This is a genomic window from Alphaproteobacteria bacterium, assembly GCA_040905865.1.
Lineage (GTDB): Bacteria > Pseudomonadota > Alphaproteobacteria > UBA8366.
Genome location: JBBDQU010000005.1, coordinates 21834 through 40018 on the forward strand (window position 1 = coordinate 21834; position 18185 = coordinate 40018).

The window sequence follows — 18185 nt, forward strand, 5'->3', positions numbered from 1 at the left end:
GGCACGGTTATTTCGGTGCTGTGATGGCGGGTTTTCCGATCGTCGCGGGACGGGTAGTCTGCGCAGGGATGCTGAATCGGTATCGCAAGGGTGTGAATTGCGCATGGGATTTTTGGGGATAGCGGTCGCGGTTTATGGGATTTTTATCGCCCTGCTGTATTTCGGGCAGCGCAACCTGCTGTACCATCCCGACCAGACGGTTCCGCGGCCGGCGGATTACGGGGTCGGCGAGATGGAACCGATTCGCCTGAAGACTTCGGACGGGCTCGAATTGCTTGCCTGGTGGCGTCCTGCTGCGACAGCGCAAGCACCGGTAATCGCATATTTTCATGGCAATGCGGGCCATATCGGGATTCGGGGGGACAAGGTGCGGGCGTATCTGGACGCTGGCTATGGCGTGCTGCTGCTCAGCTATCGATACAATGCCGGTGCCGGGGGAAGCCCCGCCGAAGATCTGTTGTTTTCAGACGCGGGAACGGCTCTGGGATTTCTCCGGTCGGAAGGTATTCCAGATAACCGGATCGTCCTGTATGGCGAATCGCTGGGCAGCGGGATTGCGGTCGCCATGGCGGTAAAACACGCGGTGGGCGCCGTGGTTCTCGAGGCGCCCTACAGCAGCATGCCGGACCTGGCGCAGCATCATTACTGGTACGCGCCGTCGCGCTGGCTGGTCCGCGACCGTTTTGATTCGGTCTCGCGTATCGCGGCGGTGACGGCGCCGCTGCTGATCGTGCACGGTGAACACGACACGGTGATCCCGGTCAAATACGCCCGCCGCCTGTTTGATGCAGCGAACGAACCCAAGGTGTTTCACCTGATTGCCGGCGCACGGCACAACAATCTGCTGGAACACGGACTGCCGGATATCGTCCTGAAATTCCTGGAAAAAATGTTCCCGGAAGCGGAAGGTTAGGCGGTTCAGGCAGTCAGCGCCGCCAGCGCCGTCGGCGTGTCGATATCCAGCAGCACGCCGTCGCCGGACATTTCGACCTCGCAGACCAGGTCCGGGTAGGCGCCGGTCAGTTGCCGCGCGCCCAGGTCGCCGGAAATTTCGCGGACCTCGTCAAAAAAACGTCGGGCGAACAGCATCGGATTGCCGCGTTTGCCGTTATGGGTCGGGATACAGATTGCCCGGCCTTCCAGCGGGTCGAACGCCGCGATCAGGCGATCGATTTCCGCGGCGGATACACGCGGCATGTCGCCGAGGCAGACAATCACCCCGTCGATACCGGCGGGCAGGGCGTTGAGACCGCTGACGACGGATGTGCTGAGGCCGTCCGGAAAATTCGGGTTCACTGTAAAGGAGAGGCTGTCGTCGTCGCCGATGGCGGCCCGAACCCGGTCCGCCTCATGACCCAGCACAACCATGATCGGTTCGGCCTTGGAGGCGCGCACGGCATCGACCACCCGGTTGACCATCGCGCGACCGTCGATTTCCGCCAGCAGCTTGTTCGTCGCGCCCATGCGCCGCGATTGCCCGGCCGCGAGGACGATGGCGGCGATGCGCGGCGCGCGGCCGGTATCGTCATCTTCCTGGGCCCCTTCGATCGCTTCGGCGCGGGGCAGGGGGCGCGCCGGAATTTCCTTCAACAAGCCGCCCGCGCCCATCGCCATGATATCCTCCCGCCGTACCGGGATATCGGCGAACATCCGCTGCAATACCCAATCGAAACCGTTCAGCTTCGGCGAGCGCGCGCATCCGGGCAGCCCGGCAACCGGCACGTCGCCCACATGCCCCATCAGCAACAGGTTGCCCGGATCGACCGGCATGCCGAAATGATCGACGATTCCGCCCGCCTGGACGATCCCGGCCGGAATCACGTCGCGCCGGTCGGTGATGGCCGACGCGCCGATGATCAGGACCATGGCGCTGCCGCCCTGGGTCAGCGCGCCGATGGCCTGCTCGATTTCGCCGGTGGTGTGGCCGCAGCGGCGTTCCTGCGTGACAGTGCCGCCCAGGGCGACCACGCGCTGCGTCAGGACCTCGGTTGTCTTGTCCAGCACGGATTCCTTCGTTCCCGGCAGTCGGGTCTGGATGAGCCCGACGGGGCGACCGCGATAGGGCGCCACCCGGACAAGCGGCGCGGTTTGGGTCGCAATCGCCTCGCAGGCCGCAACAACGGGTTCGGGCGCGGCAAAGGGAATGATCTTCACCGTGCCGACCATTTGGCGCGGCGATACCTGCGCATAGGGGGGCAGCAGGGCGACGGTTGCGGATTCGTCGATCAGGTTAAGGGCGTTCAGCCGGACCGGGTCGTAATTGACCAGCCCGTCGGCCTTGGCATACAGGTTGACGCGGCCGGTGAAGGCGGCGGAAACGTCCAGGCTGTCACCGGCGATGGCCGTGGCGATCCGGGCGGCGGCCCTGTCCTCGCCGACATCGCCCGCTTCCAGCTGCGCGCCGGTAATGGTTTCGACCCCGGCGGCCTGCAGGGTTTCGATGTCTTCCGCCGAGAGGGTCCGCCCCTTCTTCAGCGTGTTCTTTCCGCAGCGGACCCGGTGCGCAAGAATAGCACCCTTCGCGTTCGCGACGGCGATGTCGCCGAAATTCATGCGGCGGCCCTTTTTTCCGGTCGATGCAGCGCTTCGGTGATTTCAGCCATGATCGATATGGCGATTTCCGCCGGGGTGATCGCGCCGATATCCAGCCCGACCGGGCCGTTGATGCGCGCGAAATCCGCCGGTCCGAAACCTTCCGCGGCTAGCCGTTCACGCCGTTTTCCGGCGGTTTTCTGCCCGCCCAGCGCGCCGATATAAAAAGCGTTCGACCGCAGGGCGGCGATCAGCGCGGGGTCGTCCAGTTTCGGATCATGGGTCAGCGTCACCACGGCGGTGCGCGCATCCGGCTTCAGGTCGTCCAGCGCCTCATCCGGCCAGCGCGAGTCGATATCCACATCGGGGAACCGTTCCGGCGTCGCCCAGGCGCTGCGCGGATCGACGATGGTGACCGCATAACCGGCCAGCGTCGCCATCGGCACCAGCGGCTGCGCGATATGGGCCGCGCCCACGACGATCAACCGGCGGGGCGGGTTGAAGACCTGCAAGAACAGCCGGCGGCCATCGACCTCGTCCATGCGGCTGCGGTCGTTGTTGCGCGCCCGGTCGATCGCCGCCTGTACGGCGGCGGTTACGGGGATATCGCCGTTGGCCTCCCCTTCGACGACCAGCGTCTGGGCGCCGCTTTCGACATCGGTGATCATCAGCGTGGCCTTGCCGCTGCGCCGTGCGTCGTTGAGGGCCGTCAGGTGGGTGGTTTTCATGTCTTCGGATCCATCAGGTTCGTCTGTTGCCGGAAATTACGCCATCCGCCGCGACGCGGTCAGTCGAGGTGCTCCACGAAAACCGATATCTTGCCGCCGCAGGCGAGGCCGACCTCCCAGGCCATCTCGTCGGTGACGCCGAAATCGAGCACCTTGGTCGAGCCGTCCTGCATGACGTTCATGGCTTCGGTGATGACGGCGCCCTCGATACAGCCGCCGGAAACCGAACCGACGAAGGAACCGTCGCCCCTGATCGCCAACTGGCTGCCGACCGGGCGGGGCGAGGAGCCCCAGGTCGTGACCACGGTCGCCAGCGCCACATCGCCGCCTTCCGCCTTCCAGGCGGCGGCCCGCTCCAGCACGTTGTCATGATCGAGCATCTGCGTATCAGTCATGCGCTTCTCCTTCGCCATTGCGCCATCTCGGCGGCCTCGCGCTGGCCCGGCCGGTTGAGGGCCCCGGTCAGCGCGGCCAGGCTGTTCAGGTTGTGGACGGGACAGAAATCGTCGACATACGGTAACAGGGCCCGCACACCTATAGATTTAGGTTCGAACCCATCATACCGCAAGAGCGGGTTAAGCCAAACAAGGCGGCGGCAGGAACCATGCAACCGTCTGATTTCATGGCTGACGCCGTCACCGGCATCCCGGTCCAGCCCGTCGGAAATGAACAGCACCACGGCGCCCTGGCCCAGCACCCGGCGCGACCAGTTGCGGTTGAAATCGGCCAGGCATTTGCCGATCCGCGTGCCGCCGGACCAGTCGGCGACAGAACCGGCGACCTTTTCGAGCGCGACGTCGATATCCTTGTGCCGCAGGTGCCGGGTGACATTGGTCAGGCGCGTGCCGAACAGGAAGGTGTGCACCCGGTCCCGGTCATTGGTGACCGCATGCATGAAGTGGATCAGCATCCGCGCGTAACGGTCCATCGAACCGGATATATCGCACAGGATGACCAGCGGCGGGCGGCGTCGGCGCCTTGTGCGGTGGCGCAACGCGATGATGTTGCCGCCATGCTGCAGGGAGGCACGCAGCGTCGCCCGCATATCGGCGCGCAACCCCGCCGGATCGGGTCGGAATCGCCGGGTCGGAATTTCCATGATCGGCAGCCGCATGGTCCGGATGGCGCGGCGGGCGGCGTCCACTTCCTCCGCCGTCATCTTCTCGAAATCCTTTTCGCCGAGTTGTTCCGACTGGCTCGACGTCATCGCCGCGTCGAATTCGATTTCCTTTTCGCGTTCCTTTGGTTCCCCGTCCTGCTGCGCCGCCAGCGCGGCGGCGAGGCGCGGCGACATGATCCCGGCGTCTTCATCCGGCGGGGTCGGGAAACCGGGCAGCGCCAGCGACATCATGCGTTCCAGGATTTTCGGATTGCGCCAGAAGATATGGAAGGCCTGATCGAACAGTTCGCGCTGGTCGCGCCGATTCACGAAAACCGCATGCAGTGTCCAGTAGAAATCCTGCCGGCTGTCCAGCCCGACCGCCTGGACGGCCTGGATCGCGTCCAGCACCTTGCCGGGGCCGATCGGCAGCCCCGCGGCCCGCAGCGCCCGGGCGAAATGCATGATATTGCCCGCGATGCGGCCGCCATCCGCCGGCAGCGCGCTCATTCGGCTACACTCGCCAGTTCGGCGTTGACCTCCTGCAGGATACGGCTCGCTTCGCTGCCTTTTATTCTGGCGATGTCGTCCTGGTATTTCAGCAGCGTGCCGAGGGTGTCGTTGATGCTTTCCGGGTCTAGGGTCATCCGGTCTAGCTGTACCAGCGCCTCGGCCCAGTCGATGGTTTCCGCCACGCCGGGCGCCTTGAACAGGTCGATGTCGCGCAGGCGTTGCACGAAACCGACGATCTGTCTGGACAGTGCCTCGGGAACGCCGGGCGCTTTCACGGCGAGGATTTCCAGTTCGCGCGCGGCGTTCGGATAATCGACCCAGTAATAGAAACAGCGTCGCTTCAGCGCGTCATGGATTTCCCGCGTCCGGTTCGATGTGATGATGACCAGCGGCGGTTTTCCCGCGCGGATCGTACCGATTTCGGGGATCGTGATCTGGAAGTCCGACAGCAGTTCCAGCAGATAGGCCTCGAAGGGTTCGTCGGTCCGGTCCAACTCGTCGATCAGCAGGACCGGCGGTCCGTCGACGGAAGGCTCCAGCGCCTGGAGGAGGGGGCGTTCGATCAGGAAGCGGCGCGAAAAGATATCGCCCTCCAGGGTTGTCCGGTCCATGTCCCCGATGGCTTCGGCCAGGCGGATTTCGACCATCTGGAGCGCGTAATTCCATTCGTAGACCGCCGTCGCCGCGTCCAGCCCCTCATAGCATTGCAGGCGGACCAGCCTGCGGCCCAGCGTCTGCGACAGAACCTTGGCAATTTCCGTCTTGCCGACGCCGGCTTCGCCTTCCAGAAACAGGGGGCGGCCAAGGCTGAGCGAGAGGTACAGCGCCGTGGCCAGGCTGCGGTCCGCGACATAGGCGCCTTTCGCCAATAGCGCGTGGGTTTGCTCTACGGAATCGGGAAGCTCCATGGACCTTAGCCTTCGATGACCTGTTTATACGGGAAACGGCCGGTCGCTACTTCCGGGTCCAATTCCCGCTGCTATCCTGGTAAAAGGTTCCGGCAGGCGCGCGTTCGATGATGCGCTGTCCGGTGAGCACCTCGACCTGCTGGATGGGGATACCGTTCTTCTTCGCGATATCCTCGTAAGCCGCCCTGCGGCGCTGGTTGATGTCATTCACCAGCCGGGTGGTCTCGGCAGAAGGTGCTTTCACCGGCGCGATATAGCCGCGCAGAGTCTCGCCGACCAGACCGTTGCGCTTGGCATCGTCCAGGCTATCGGCCGCCGCCGGGCCGGTGAGAATTACCGAGACGATGGCCAGAAAGGCGAGGAGGGGCAGCAGAACGGTGTTTTTCCTGTTCGTCATGGCTAAAACAGGTCCTTGTTTGTTTCCAGCAGGTTGTCGATGTCCTTTTCGACCTTGATCCGGATTTCCTGTTCGATCTTGACGTTCAGATTAATCACGATCGGCTTGTCGGGTGCTCGGATCTGGACTTCGGGTGTGCAGGCGCCCAATGCGGCAAGCGCAACGGAAAACAGGGATATCTTGAAGCGGTTCGATATTTTCATCTCCTGAATATGACGGTTCCTGCCTTGAAATACCAGTGTGCGGCCCGATCACTGGTTGGTAAAGCCCTCCATTCGTTCCAGCAGGCGGTTCGGCAGGGTGTAGGTTTTCAGGCCCTGTTGCAGAATGGCGCGCAACGGCCCGCTCATTGACAGGTTCAACTCGACCGGGATGCCCTTGTATACGGCGGGGTTTTTGCCCTTGATCTTGAATTCGAAGGGAATGTCGCCGGATGCCTGTTCGTCGATTGTGACGCGGACGCTGTCGTATTGAAAGTTGCGGACGATATCGAGAAAAAGGGCCGTCCCTTCGTTGGCGTCGGAAAGGGCGGGTCCCACACCTTCCGGCCGGTATTGTATGAGGCCGCCGCCCGCCGCCGATTCGAGGACGCCGTTGCGCACGAAGACGCGCCCATCCTCGAACACGACCGGTATCTGGCCATTCAACGTCCCGGTTGCCGTAAGATCGCCGACTTTCGTCGCCGCAAGCAATGAGTCCAGCCGCACGCCGTTGACCTCCAGGGGAATGGTGAAACCGTCGAGTTTCGCCGGAACCGTGAACAGGTCGGTTTCGATCCGGCCGCCGAACAGGTCCAGTTCGCGCAGGGCGGCAGTGATATACCCTTCGCGGGCCACCTGGAATTCGATCCGCCCGCCCGTCAGGGGGATGCCGATATCGAGTATCCCGACGTGGATTTCCTGCCCCGGCGGTGTGGAAGGCGGAAACAGGCTGTCAAAGGTAATGACCGTTGCCGCGTTTTCCAGGCGCACCTCATCTGTTTCCAGCGCCGTGATGTCCACGAGGATTTCGGCGCTGGATTCGATCACGCCGTCCTGCCACTGCAATGACGCCTTGCCTTCGAAATAGCCATCGGTGTCCTGAAGCTGATTGCCGATGACCGGGAACAGGTCGGCCGGCTGCAGGACCGTCGGCAGGAAGGTAATCCGGGTGCTTTTCACAGTCGCGGAGCCTTTGGCATGCGCCAGATCGTGTTCACCCGTTGCACGAATGGAAATTGTTTCCGATTTGTCATGCAAATGCGCCGAAAAACGCGCCAGGCCGTTTGTCGACTTCACCGACGCCTGCAACTGCATTGGAATGATGACGGGGGCCGGGGATTTCTGACGTATGTCGCCAATGTCGATATCGACCGTGACGCCATCCGCCGCGGCCAGTTTTATGGCGACACCTTCCGCATGGATCGCATGACCGGGCAGTTCGGCTTGCGCCGGTCCGACGGCCACGGCGAGGCGGTTCGTTCCGCCGTTGATCCGGGCGGGGATGTCCGAAAGGATCAGATTCGTCGGTTCCCGCCCGGCGGTGATCGCGAAGCGGCTGTTCCGCAAGGTGACGCCGCCGCCATAGGACAGGTCAGTTGGCTGTTTGCCGAAATCGGCGCGGAGGCTGAAGGGCTGTTCGATTGTCATCAGCAGCGGCGCTGTCGTGCGGAACTGGTCCGGGACACCCACACTGTCGATTTTCAACTGGCTCGCGGCGCCCGTTCGGGCCGCCAGGACGTTGTCCGTCAGGGTGAACGTGCCGTTGACGTCCGGGCGGATAGTGACCGGATCGACGCCATCGCCGACGGATTGCGTGTGCGTGCCCGTCAGGTGAAATTGTCCGCTTCCTCCGGCGACGGAAAACGGCAGCGTGGCGTCGGCCTGCCCGGTGACGGTCAGCGCCACGCTGCGGGATGCGGCACGGGCCGTGCCGGAAAAGGCGGCGGCATAACCGCCCTCGCGCGGTGTAATGCGCAGTACGGCGTGCGGTTTGTCGGCGGCGCGCAATTCAACGGTGAGGGGCGTTTGCGTGTGCTGGTGCAATGTCTCGGGCAGTGCCTGCAGCAGTTCCGGGGCGAGACGTGCGTTGGACAGCGTGAACGACGGGCTGGAAAATACCCAATCGCCCGGCCCGGCGGTTACCTGGACCGATCCTTTCAGCGATCCGTCACGCAGCACGCCGGGAACGTGCAAGTGCTTCAGGTCGGGCGTCAGGTCGCCTTCGACCGTCAGGCGGTCCAGCAGCGTTTCCGGGGCGCCCCACGGGTCAGCGAGCGTTCCCGATATGTCGAAACCAACTTCGCCGGCGGTCCGTATGCCAACCGCCCGCGCGTCCAGAACAGGGCCGGGCGCGACAAGGCCAGTTGCATCAAAAGTCAGCGGCTGGCCCGCGTTTTGCCGTACGCGGACACTGACGTTGTTCCCTTTGGTGGCCGAAAGATCGGCATTCAACACGGCGCCTTCGGCGTTGTGTTCGAAAGTCAGCGCGGCCCAGTCGGCGTCAAATCCGGCATACCTGAAGCGCTGGAAATCGATCTCGGCAGTGAGATCGGGCAAGCCTGCGGCCGGTTGCGTGAAGCGCGCCATACCGGAAACGCCCGTGGCTTCGAATCCGATTTCGCGTAACGTCAGCGCGGCATCGGTGATCTCCATCCGTCCCGCGATTTTACCGTCCGCCGGCGCGACGGCATGCAGTGCCCCGGTCAGCCGCGCGACGATATTCGGCAGATCCAGCCCGGCGGACAGGCTGCCGTCATATGCAAAGCCGCCATTCGGGGCGGGCTGAACCGTGCCGGTCAGGGCCGCGTGGCCTTCCGTGGAGTCAAGCCGTGCATCGACCCGGATTCCCGGTTCGCCGATGGTCAGCCCTGCCGTCAGCATCGCATTCTCGACCGTGTTGCCGCGCAGGCGAATGCGGTCGCCGGTTATCGTCGCATCGATGCTGTAATTGCCGCCATGTCCCAGGATCTGCGCGCCGCCGTGCAGACCCTCGACGCCGTCTTCGGCAAGCCGCGCATTGCCGTCTTCCAGGAACACCCTGCCGATCACTTCCCCTGTCGGCAGCAGCGTCGCGCTCGCGTTGCCCTTCGCGTCGATGTTATTCAGGTTGTCGGCGGCATCGGCTGACCATGTTGCCGCTATTTCGACGAGCCCCTCTATCGACGTCGTGGCAGTTGCCTCGCCTGTCAGGGCGACATCGCCATAGGGCGTTGCCAGAGCGACATGAAAATCGTCCGCGGTCAGCCTTGCGATGCGCAGCGGCATGGCGTCGCCGGACGATTCCCCCTCGAACAGTGCACCGAGGCCCGGCAGTTCGAGCCGGCCTTCCACGAGGCGCCCCATGAGCCGGGGCGCCTCGATATGAATGCCGGTGACTTCGCCGCGGCGCAGGGCGTCCAGCGAATAGGTGACATCGATGCGTTCGATCTTCTGCGCCTGATCGGGGCCAAGGGAAATCGCGGATAGGCTCGCGGAATGCAACGACAGCCTGTCGACGGTCAGACCGGCGGGCGCGACACCCTGTGTTGCAAGGGCCGCCAGAATTATGCGCTCGGCCAGCGCGAGACGGTAGTACCATCCGGCCAATCCGGCCAGAATCAGCCCCGCCACCAGGCAGGCTATCGTGATCAGCGCCCGCCGGCGCAAGCGGCCTTTTGGCGACGGTGGCGAATCTTCATTCATCTGTCGGAGAATAGGGCCTCTGTATCGAGGCGGCGAATCTGTTCTAATGACGCCGTAATCTTTGACGGGTGACGGGTGACGGCATGGCGGCCGCGGATGCGGATGCGCGATTTCAGCAGGCGGTGGATATGGTCGATGTCGGCCGGCTGGGCGAGGCCGACGCGATCTGCCGGGAATTGCTGGCGACACTGCCGGAAGCGCCGGCGGTGCTGTTCCTGCGCGGATTGATCGCCGCGCGGCAGGGGAACGCTCCCCGCGCCATTTCGCTGGTGACGGAGGCTGTGGCGCTGGCGCCGGAAAACGCCTCCTTTCAGGCAACGCTGGGGGCGTTTCTGGCGGAATCTGGCGACAATGCGAAGGCAATTGCCGCGCTGGAGCGGGCAATTGACCTCAACCCGGCGGATCGCGACTCGCTGCGCCAGCTCGGCCGGCAATACGCCGCATCCGGCCGGATGTCGGATGCCGCCGCCGCATGCCGGCGCGTCCTTGCCGACGATGCCGCGCGGGGCGCCGACTGGCAGGCGCTCGGGCAGGCGCTGGAAGCGCTGCTTGACTTGTCGGGGGCGCTCGACGCCTACAGCCATGCGGTGGCGCGCGCCCCGGACAGCGTCGCCGCCCGCAATCGGCTCGGTGCCTGCCAGTTGAAACAGGGGCTGCTGGGCGACAGTATCGCGTCCTTCGAGGCGTCGCTGGCATTGCAGCCGAACGATAATCCCGCATCGGTCGGGCTGTTTGCGGCAAAACAAATGACCTGTGACTGGGACGGCTTCAGTTCCCTGGAGAAACAGGTGGATGCGTTTACCGAAGCGGCAATTGCCGCAGGCAGGTCCAGTGTCGAGGACCCGTTCATGCATGTGACCCGCCGCGCCGACCCCGCGCGGAACCTCGCCGTCGCCAAAGCATGGAGCGCCGGTGTCGAAACTGCCGCCGCCAGAACGGGGATGGCCTTCGCGCATGCGCCGCATGACCGTTTGCCGCCGCGGATCGGCTACCTGTCCAGCGATTTCCATGATCACGCCACGGCGCATCTGATGCTCGGCCTGTTTGCCGCGCATGACCGCGCCCGGTTTTCGATCCATGCCTATTCCTGCGGCGGGGGCGATGGCGGGGCTTATGGCCGCCGCATTGCCGGTGACTGCGATACCTTTACCGATCTGGCCGGCGTGGATGCGCGCGACGCGGCGCGGCGGATTTACGGGGACGGCATCGATATCCTGATCGACCTGAAAGGCTATACGCGCCATAACCGGCTCGATATCTGCGCCTTGCGGCCCAGCCCGGTGCAGGCGACGTGGCTAGGCTTCCCTGGCACCAGCGGCGCCGGTTTTTTCGACTATATCGTGACGGATGATATCGTCACGCCGCCCGGCGATGCCGCATTCTACAGCGAAGCCTTCGCGGCGATGCCGCATTGTTACCAGGTCAACAACGACGGGCAGGATATCGCCGCCAGCCCGATATCGCGCGCCGAGGCGGGCCTGCCGGACGGGGCGGTCGTTCTGGCGTCCTTTAACAATACCTATAAGCTGGAACCGGTGATGTTCGCGGTCTGGATGGAAATCCTGCGGGCGGTGCCGGATGCGGTGCTGTGGCTGCTGGTCAACAACCCGCGCGCGGCGGAAAACCTGCGGCGTACGGCGTCGGCGGCCGGAATCGACCCGGCCCGGCTGGTCTTTGCCGACATGATGGCAAAGCCGATGCACCTGAAACGGATGGGGCTGGCCGACCTGGTGCTGGATACACGGATCTATAACGGCCACACGACGACCAGCGACGCGCTCTGGGCCGGGGTGCCGGTGCTGACATTGCGGGGAACGCATTTCGCCTCGCGGGTCTCCGCCAGCATCCTGTCCGCATGCGGCATGCCGGAACTGATCGTCGATACGCTGGCGGATTACCGGTCACGGGGGGTCGCCCTGGCGGGCAATCCGGCGCGGCTGGCGGCGTTCAGGCGCGAGGTGGAAAGGCGACGAGCGGATGCGCCGCTATTCGATACGCGCCGCTTTGCTCGCGACCTGGAGCGCGGCTACGCGGAAATGTGGCGCCGCTACCGGGCGGGCGAAGCGCCCGGCCGGATCGACATCGCGACCCTGCCGGCGTGCTGATCGCCCCGCGCTGGGGGGGCGCGTTACCCGCAGGCGGCGACCGCGCGGCCGGCCATGACGCCGATCAGGTGGGCGCGGTATTCGGCGCTGGCGTGAATATCCGAGTTCAGGTCCGCGTCCGAAACGGCGATCCCCTTGATGGCGTCCGGCGAAAAATTGCCGTCCAGCGCCGATTCCATCTCCGTCACCCGGAATACGCCATTCTGGCCCGCCCCGGTGATCGCGACGCGCACGCCGCCCGCCGTTTTGGCGACGAAGGCGCCGACCAGCGAAAAGCGGCTCGCGGGCTGGGGAAACTTCTGGTAGTTCGCCTTTTCCGGCACCGGGAATTTCACCGCCGTGATGATCTCGGTTTCCTCCAGCGCCGTTTCGAACAGGCCCAGAAAGAAATCGTCGGCGGCGATCTCGCGGGAGTCGGTCACGATTGTCGCGCCAAGGCCCAGCAGCGCGCCGGGGTAATCGGCGGCGGGGTCATTATTGGCAATCGAGCCTGCGATGGTGCCGCGATGGCGGACCTGCGGGTCGCCGATCATGCCGGCGAGTTCCGCCAGCGCCGGGATGGCCGACTTGACCGCGTCCGACGCCATGACCTCCGCATGGGTTGTCGTCGCGCCGATGACGATCATGTCCCCTTCGGATCGGATGCCGCGCAATTCGCCGATGCCGGACAGGTCGATCAGGGCCGACGGGTTGGCCAGCCGCTGTTTGAGGGTCGGGATCAGCGTATGGCCGCCGGCGACCAGCTTGCCGTCCTCGGCGGCCTTCAGGGCGCTCACGGCGTCGGCTAGCGAGGCCGGGCGCTGGTACTCGAAATCGTACATTGCTGGATTCCTTCCTTACGCGGCCGCTTTGGCGGCTTGAATCGATTGCCAGATTTTCGATGCCGTCGCGGGCATCGCCATGTCGCGGACACCCAGGTCCCACAGCGCGTCGACAACCGCATTGATGGTTGCCGCCGGCGCCGCGATGGCGCCCGCCTCGCCGCAGCCCTTGACGCCGAGCGGGTTAAGCGGCGAGGGCGTTGCGGTGTAGCCGAGCCCGACGAACGGCGTGTTGTCGGCGCGGGGCATGCTGTAATCCATGAAGGACCCGGTGATCAGCTGGCCGCTCGCGTCATAGGCGCAGCCTTCATGCAGCGCCTGCCCGACGCCATGCGCCACGCCGCCCTGGACCTGTCCCGCGACGATCATCGGATTGATGACCGTGCCGAAATCGTCCACCGCCGTGTAATTGACGATCTCGACCTGTCCCGTATCCGGATCGATCTCGACCTCGCAGATATGCGTGCCGGCGGGGAAGGAGAAGTTCAACGGATCGTAGACCGCCGTTTCGTTCAGGCCCGGTTCCAAGCCTTCGGGATAGTTGTGCGGCACATAGGCGGCGAAGGCGACGGCGCCGATATCCATCGACTTGTCGGTGCCCGCGACCGTGAAATTGCCGTCGGCGAATTCGATATCGTCGACGGAGGCCTCGAGGATATGCGCCGCGATCTTGCGGCCTTTCTCTATGATCTTGTCCGCCGCCTTGACCAGCGCCGAACCGCCGACAGCCGCCGACCGGGAGCCATAGGTCCCCATGCCGAACATCACCTTGTCGGTGTCGCCATGCACGACCTCGATATTGTCGAAGGGCACGCCCAGCCGGTCGGAGACGATCTGGGCAAAGGTGGTTTCATGCCCCTGTCCGTGGCTGTGCGATCCGGTGAAGATCGTCACGTTACCCGTTGGATTGAAACGAATTTGTCCCGCTTCCCAGAGCCCGACACCGGCGCCCAGCGAACCGACCGCGGCTGACGGCGCGATGCCGCAGGCTTCGATATAGGAGGAGAAGCCGATGCCGCGCAGCCTGCCGCGCGATTTCGCCTCCGCCTTGCGGGAAGCGAAATCGGCATGTCCGGCAATCTTCAGGGCCTCGTCCAGCGACGCGCCGTAATTGCCGCAGTCATACTGCATGATGACCGGCGTCTGATACGGGTAGGCGTCGGCGGGCACCATGTTCCGCCGCCGCAGTTCGGCGGGCTCCCGGCCGGTTTCCTTGGCCGCCGTTTCGACCAGCCGTTCGATCACGAAGGTCGCTTCCGGGCGGCCGGCGCCGCGCAGCGCATCGACCGGCGTGGTGTTGGTGAAGACCGCCTGCACGTCGCAATAGATGGCCGGGGTCGTGTACTGGCCCGCCAGCAGCGTGGCGTAGAGATAGCTCGGCACGCAGGTGGCGAAGGTGGACAGATAGGCGCCCATGTTGGCGATCGTATTGACCCGCAGACCAGTGAATTTTCCGTCGGCATCAAGCGCAAGTTCCGCATGGGTGACATGGTCGCGGCCATGCGCGTCGGTCAGGAAGGCCTCGGACCGCGTCGCGGTCCATTTGACCGGGCGGCGCACCTTGCGCGCGGCCCACAGGCAGACGGTTTCCTCGGCGTAGATGAAGATCTTGGAGCCGAATCCGCCGCCCACATCGGGCGCGACCACGCGCAGCTTGTGTTCCGGCGCGATATTGTTGAACGCGGACAGCACCAGCCGCGCCACATGGGGGTTCTGGCTGGTCGTATAGAGGGTCAGGTTTCCCGACCCGGCGTCGTATTCGCCGATGGCCGAGCGGGGCTCGATGGCGTTCGGCACCAGCCGGTTGTTGACGATGTCGATCCTGGTGACATGGGCGGCTTTGCCGAAGGCGGCGTCGGTCGCCGCCTTGTCGCCGAGTTCCCAGTCGTAACACAGGTTCTTCGGCACATCCGCATGGACCAGCGGGCTGTCCGGATCCATTGCGTCCTTCGGGGCGGCGACGGCGGGCAGTTCCGCATAATCGACCGCGACAAGTTCCGCCGCGTCCCGCGCCTGGTCCGGCGTCTCGGCGATGACAACGGCGACCTGGTCGCCGACATAGCGCACGGTCTGCGTCGCCAGCACCGGATGCGCCGGGGCCATATGCGGATTGCCGTTCTTGTCGGTAATGCCCCAGCCGCAGATCAGCGGGTTCACGCCGTCGGCTTCCAGGTCCTTGCCCGTGAAAACGCCGATCACGCCCGGCGCCGCGCTGGCGGCGGCGATATCGATTCCGTTTATGGTGGCATGGGCATGGGGCGAGCGGACGAAGCAGGCGTGGCTCTGCCGCGGCAGAGCCATGTCATCCAGATAATGGCCGTTACCGGTCAGAAAGCGGTAATCTTCCTTGCGGCGTGTCGAGGCGCCGATTCCGTGATCGCTCATGGCTCATCCCCTCATCGCTTCCGCGCCGGCGCGGATCGCCTTGACGATATTGTGATAGCCGGTGCAGCGGCAGAGATTGCCTTCCAGCCATTCGCGGATTTCCTGATCCGTGGGCGCGGGGTTTTCCTTCACCAGGTCGACCGCGCTCATCACCATGCCCGGCGTGCAGAAGCCGCACTGCAATCCGTGATGCTCGCGGAAGGCCGCTTGCATCGGGTGCAGTTCGTCGCCATTGGCCAGCCCCTCGATGGTTTTCACATCGGCGCCCTCCATCTGGACGGCCAGCAGGGTGCAGCTTTTCATCGACGTGCCGTTGACATGCACGACGCAGGCGCCGCACTGGCTGGTGTCGCAGCCGACATGCGTCCCCGTGAGGCCGAGATGTTCGCGGATGAACTGAACGAGCAAGGTCCGGCCTTCAACGGTACCGGATACAGGCTTGCCATTCACCGTCATTGAAACGGAGATGGACATTATTTTCCCTCCCTGACTTTAAACCAGGTAAATGATTGGTCATCGAAGGCACGACAGGCGCAATGCGTCGGTCCCGCGACGTGACTCTCCCTCCCGGTGAGTGTGATGTCGCGCGCCGGTCAGGTCAAGAAATACAGCACGGATAACGCGCATTAAGGGCGGGTTGCCGGAATCAGCCGCCACTGAATCCGTAGCGGTGAATGGCCAGCAGGATCAGGATCAGAAGAAGCATGCCGCTGATCCAGGTCGTCGGGCTGTACCCTTTCCAGCGGACGCCATAGAGATCTTTCTCGGGCTTCGGTTCAGGTTGCGACTGGGCCGGTTCCACCGGCGGTTCGGCAGATGGCGCGGCTTCGGCGGCGGCTTCGGGTTCCGCGGCAGCGACGATTTCCGCGAATCTGCCGAAAAATTCGGCCGACATCTTCTTCGAGGTCGCCTCGATCAGGCGGGCGCCGATCTGCGCCAGCTTGCCGCCGACCATTGCATCCACGGTGTATTTCAGCAGGGTTCCGCCCTCGGCTTCCTCCAGCGTCACCCTGGCGCCGCCTTTCGCGAATCCGGCGGCGCCGCCCTTGCCTTCGCCGGAGATCGTATAGCCGTTCGGCGCATCGATGTCGGAGAGCGTAACCGCCCCCTGGAACTTCGCCTTGACCGGCCCGACCTTTGCCGTAACGGCGGCCTCAAAGGTGGTGTCGGAGGTTTTCTCCAGCGAATCGCAGCCCGGAATGCACTGCTTCAGGACATCGGGATCATTCAATGCATCCCAGACCGCCTGCTTCGGGGCCGGAATAAGATACTCGCCTGACAGTTCCATTGGCTTTTCTTCCTGTTTGGCTTCGAATATTTCTCTTCGTTACTATGGTATATTAAAGTTGAAGGCAATTGGCGGTAACACAAAGAGCGAGCCATGGCGAAACCCGCAACCGATTCAACCTTCGATGTCGCGCAATGGTTTGTGGAACGCGCGCGCTTCGAAAACGGCTATCTTCAGGCGCAGAAGCTGCAGCGGATGCTGTGGCTTGCCCAGGGCCATTATGCGGCGACCTATCACGGGCGCAAGCTGATGCCGGCGACCTTCCTGGCGATGGCCATCGGGCCGCAGGAACCGAATATTTTCCGCGCCTATGAACTGGGGCGGCCGGAACTGCCGGATATTCAGCCCGCCCCGGAAATCGTCGATTTCCTCGACCGGCTCTGGGGCCGGTTCGGTCATCATTCGACGGAACACCTGAACAAGATGGTGCGGGCGCATCAGGTCTACACGGATGTCCTGGAGAAGGGCGAGGGAGAGGAAATCCCGTTCCCCAGCATCGCCCGGTATTTCGCCGCCCGGCGCGACGCCAAACCGGAGCCGGTGGTCCGGGGGCCGGACGGCCGGGAATGGAAGAAATGGTCGCCACGGGCGGTCAAGTAACGCCCAGGTTTTTCTCTGACGCTCAGGGCTGTTTCGGTTTGCCGTGGCCGGAAAACCGTTCGCGCAATTCGGCGCAGTAATCCCGGTCATTCGCCCGTGGCGTGAACCAGACATAGTCGAAGGGCAGCGCCGCGGCGCTGAAATTTTCCGCATACTGTGCGGGGGCGTCCACCGCGTCGTCCACCTCGATGAAGGCGAGCGTTACGGTTTCGGCTTGCGGGGCGAGCGAAGCGGCCGTCCGGGGCGCCGCCAGGTCGCGCCGCGCATGGCCGGCGCCGGCGATCAGCACGGCGGAATCGGTTTCCGGCCGTTCGAAGGCACGGATCATGTTGTCCGCCAGAACGGCATCCCGGACCCGTTGCACGGCGACCATCGGCGTCAGCGATTCGCGGGGCATCAGGCCGCAATGGCCCCTGGCGACGATATCCAGCAGGACGGCCTGCGTTTTTTCCGGGAGGGCCGCGTCGAGGCCGAGCCGACGGCGGCGGTCGTCCGGTAGCGCCGACACGCCCTTGCGTCCGACGTTGCGGATATCGGCGCGCGGCAAACTGCCCGCCACGACCGGCAGCCGGTGGCGCAGGGCGGACTGGAAGAGCGGCTCGTATTCCAGCCAGTCGGGCCAGCCGGATTCGCCCCACTCCAGCGCCGTGCCCAGCGCGGCGGCGTTTTCCGTGTGTTCGGCGACATGGGTGTCAATAATTCCCTGCCGGTCCTCGTCGATCATTTCAAAGACAATTCCGGGGCGTTTCCCGGCGGCGGCTAACTGGTCCAGCAACCAGGCCTGCAGCAGATGATGATCGGGATTGTCGTGTTTTTCGCCGAGAAAGATCAGATCGGCCGCCGCCAGGGCCCTGATCAGGGTCGCGACGGGGACGAATGCCGACGTATCGGGCGACCACAGACGGCCGGCCAGCGGGTGGTCCGCCGACAGGGTCGTCGTCCATGCCGGCGGCACGGCGGCGCCAGCGCTGCCGGTCGCCAGCAGCGAGAGGGCGATGCAGGCGACGTGAAACATGCGGAACATGGGCCTGGAGTACATGGGTCTAGATATGGCCATCCGCGGATTATTTGCAAATCGGCATGAAAAAAACGCCAATTGTGGTTTGACCGCCTTGGCTGTTTTGTCATACTGCAAAAAATATTCGGT

General features: G+C 64.3%; 16 protein-coding genes. 3 read left to right on the top strand and 13 right to left on the bottom strand.

The features are described from left to right. Window positions 1–103 precede the first annotated feature (103 nt). Window positions 104–913, top strand: a complete 810-nt coding sequence (locus WD767_01035) for an alpha/beta hydrolase (protein ID MEX2614656.1) — start codon at window positions 104–106, stop codon at window positions 911–913. A gap of 5 nt (window positions 914–918) precedes the next feature. Here WD767_01035 and WD767_01040 read toward each other — a convergent pair whose 3' ends face one another. From WD767_01040 to WD767_01075, 8 genes are read right to left on the bottom strand one after another with little or no spacing between them, the layout of a single operon-like run. Then, window positions 919–2553 (bottom strand): molybdopterin-binding/glycosyltransferase family 2 protein, encoded by a 1635-nt coding sequence (locus WD767_01040; protein MEX2614657.1) that lies wholly within the window; start codon window positions 2551–2553, stop codon window positions 919–921. Next, window positions 2550–3260 (bottom strand): XdhC family protein, encoded by a 711-nt coding sequence (locus WD767_01045; GenBank protein ID MEX2614658.1) that lies wholly within the window; start codon window positions 3258–3260, stop codon window positions 2550–2552. Before WD767_01045 ends, WD767_01040 begins: the two co-directional genes overlap by 4 nt. A 59-nt stretch (window positions 3261–3319) precedes the next feature. Further along, window positions 3320–3655: an XdhC family protein gene (locus WD767_01050; GenBank protein ID MEX2614659.1), complete on the bottom strand. Its 336-nt coding sequence runs from the start codon at window positions 3653–3655 to the stop codon at window positions 3320–3322. Then, window positions 3652–4869 (bottom strand): VWA domain-containing protein, encoded by a 1218-nt coding sequence (locus tag WD767_01055; protein MEX2614660.1) that lies wholly within the window; start codon window positions 4867–4869, stop codon window positions 3652–3654. The genes WD767_01050 and WD767_01055 overlap by 4 nt, the downstream gene beginning before the upstream one ends. After that, window positions 4866–5780: a MoxR family ATPase gene (locus WD767_01060; protein ID MEX2614661.1), complete on the bottom strand. Its 915-nt coding sequence runs from the start codon at window positions 5778–5780 to the stop codon at window positions 4866–4868. Before WD767_01060 ends, WD767_01055 begins: the two co-directional genes overlap by 4 nt. 46 nt (window positions 5781–5826) lie before the next feature. Further along, window positions 5827–6177 (bottom strand): YdbL family protein, encoded by a 351-nt coding sequence (locus WD767_01065; protein ID MEX2614662.1) that lies wholly within the window; start codon window positions 6175–6177, stop codon window positions 5827–5829. A 2-nt stretch (window positions 6178–6179) separates the two neighbouring features. Further along, the gene (locus tag WD767_01070; protein ID MEX2614663.1) at window positions 6180–6380 is read right to left on the bottom strand and encodes a YnbE family lipoprotein; all 201 of its coding nucleotides are present in this window, start codon (window positions 6378–6380) and stop codon (window positions 6180–6182) included. Between the two features lie 48 nt (window positions 6381–6428). Next, a complete protein-coding gene (locus WD767_01075; protein MEX2614664.1) occupies window positions 6429–9839 on the bottom strand; it encodes a YdbH domain-containing protein in 3411 nt (1136 codons plus the stop codon). A gap of 83 nt (window positions 9840–9922) precedes the next feature. Here WD767_01075 and WD767_01080 point away from each other — a divergent pair, with 83 nt between their 5' ends. Further along, complete coding sequence (locus tag WD767_01080) at window positions 9923–11944, top strand: tetratricopeptide repeat protein (protein MEX2614665.1); 2022 nt, start codon at window positions 9923–9925, stop codon at window positions 11942–11944. Between the two features lie 23 nt (window positions 11945–11967). Here WD767_01080 and WD767_01085 read toward each other — a convergent pair whose 3' ends face one another. The 4 genes from WD767_01085 to WD767_01100 all read right to left on the bottom strand — a co-directional run bounded on the left by WD767_01085 (window position 11968) and on the right by WD767_01100 (window position 16438). After that, the gene (locus WD767_01085) at window positions 11968–12765 is read right to left on the bottom strand and encodes a xanthine dehydrogenase family protein subunit M (GenBank protein MEX2614666.1); all 798 of its coding nucleotides are present in this window, start codon (window positions 12763–12765) and stop codon (window positions 11968–11970) included. 15 nt (window positions 12766–12780) lie between these two features. Next, window positions 12781–15150, bottom strand: coding sequence for a xanthine dehydrogenase family protein molybdopterin-binding subunit (locus WD767_01090; protein MEX2614667.1), 2370 nt, complete (start codon window positions 15148–15150; stop codon window positions 12781–12783). Window positions 15151–15153: 3 nt separating this feature from the next. After that, entirely contained in the window at window positions 15154–15624 is a 471-nt protein-coding gene (locus WD767_01095) for a (2Fe-2S)-binding protein (protein MEX2614668.1), read from the bottom strand. A gap of 172 nt (window positions 15625–15796) precedes the next feature. Further along, window positions 15797–16438: a carbon monoxide dehydrogenase subunit G gene (locus WD767_01100; GenBank protein ID MEX2614669.1), complete on the bottom strand. Its 642-nt coding sequence runs from the start codon at window positions 16436–16438 to the stop codon at window positions 15797–15799. Window positions 16439–16531: 93 nt separating this feature from the next. Between WD767_01100 and WD767_01105 the strand changes: the two genes are divergently transcribed. After that, window positions 16532–17038, top strand: a complete 507-nt coding sequence (locus tag WD767_01105; GenBank protein MEX2614670.1) for a hypothetical protein — start codon at window positions 16532–16534, stop codon at window positions 17036–17038. Window positions 17039–17060: 22 nt separating this feature from the next. Here the strand turns inward: WD767_01105 and WD767_01110 are convergent, their stop codons facing one another. Continuing rightward, window positions 17061–18077 carry a ChaN family lipoprotein gene (locus tag WD767_01110; GenBank protein MEX2614671.1) on the bottom strand — a complete coding sequence of 339 codons (1017 nt, stop codon included), beginning with the start codon at window positions 18075–18077 and terminating at the stop codon, window positions 17061–17063. Window positions 18078–18185 lie beyond the last annotated feature (108 nt).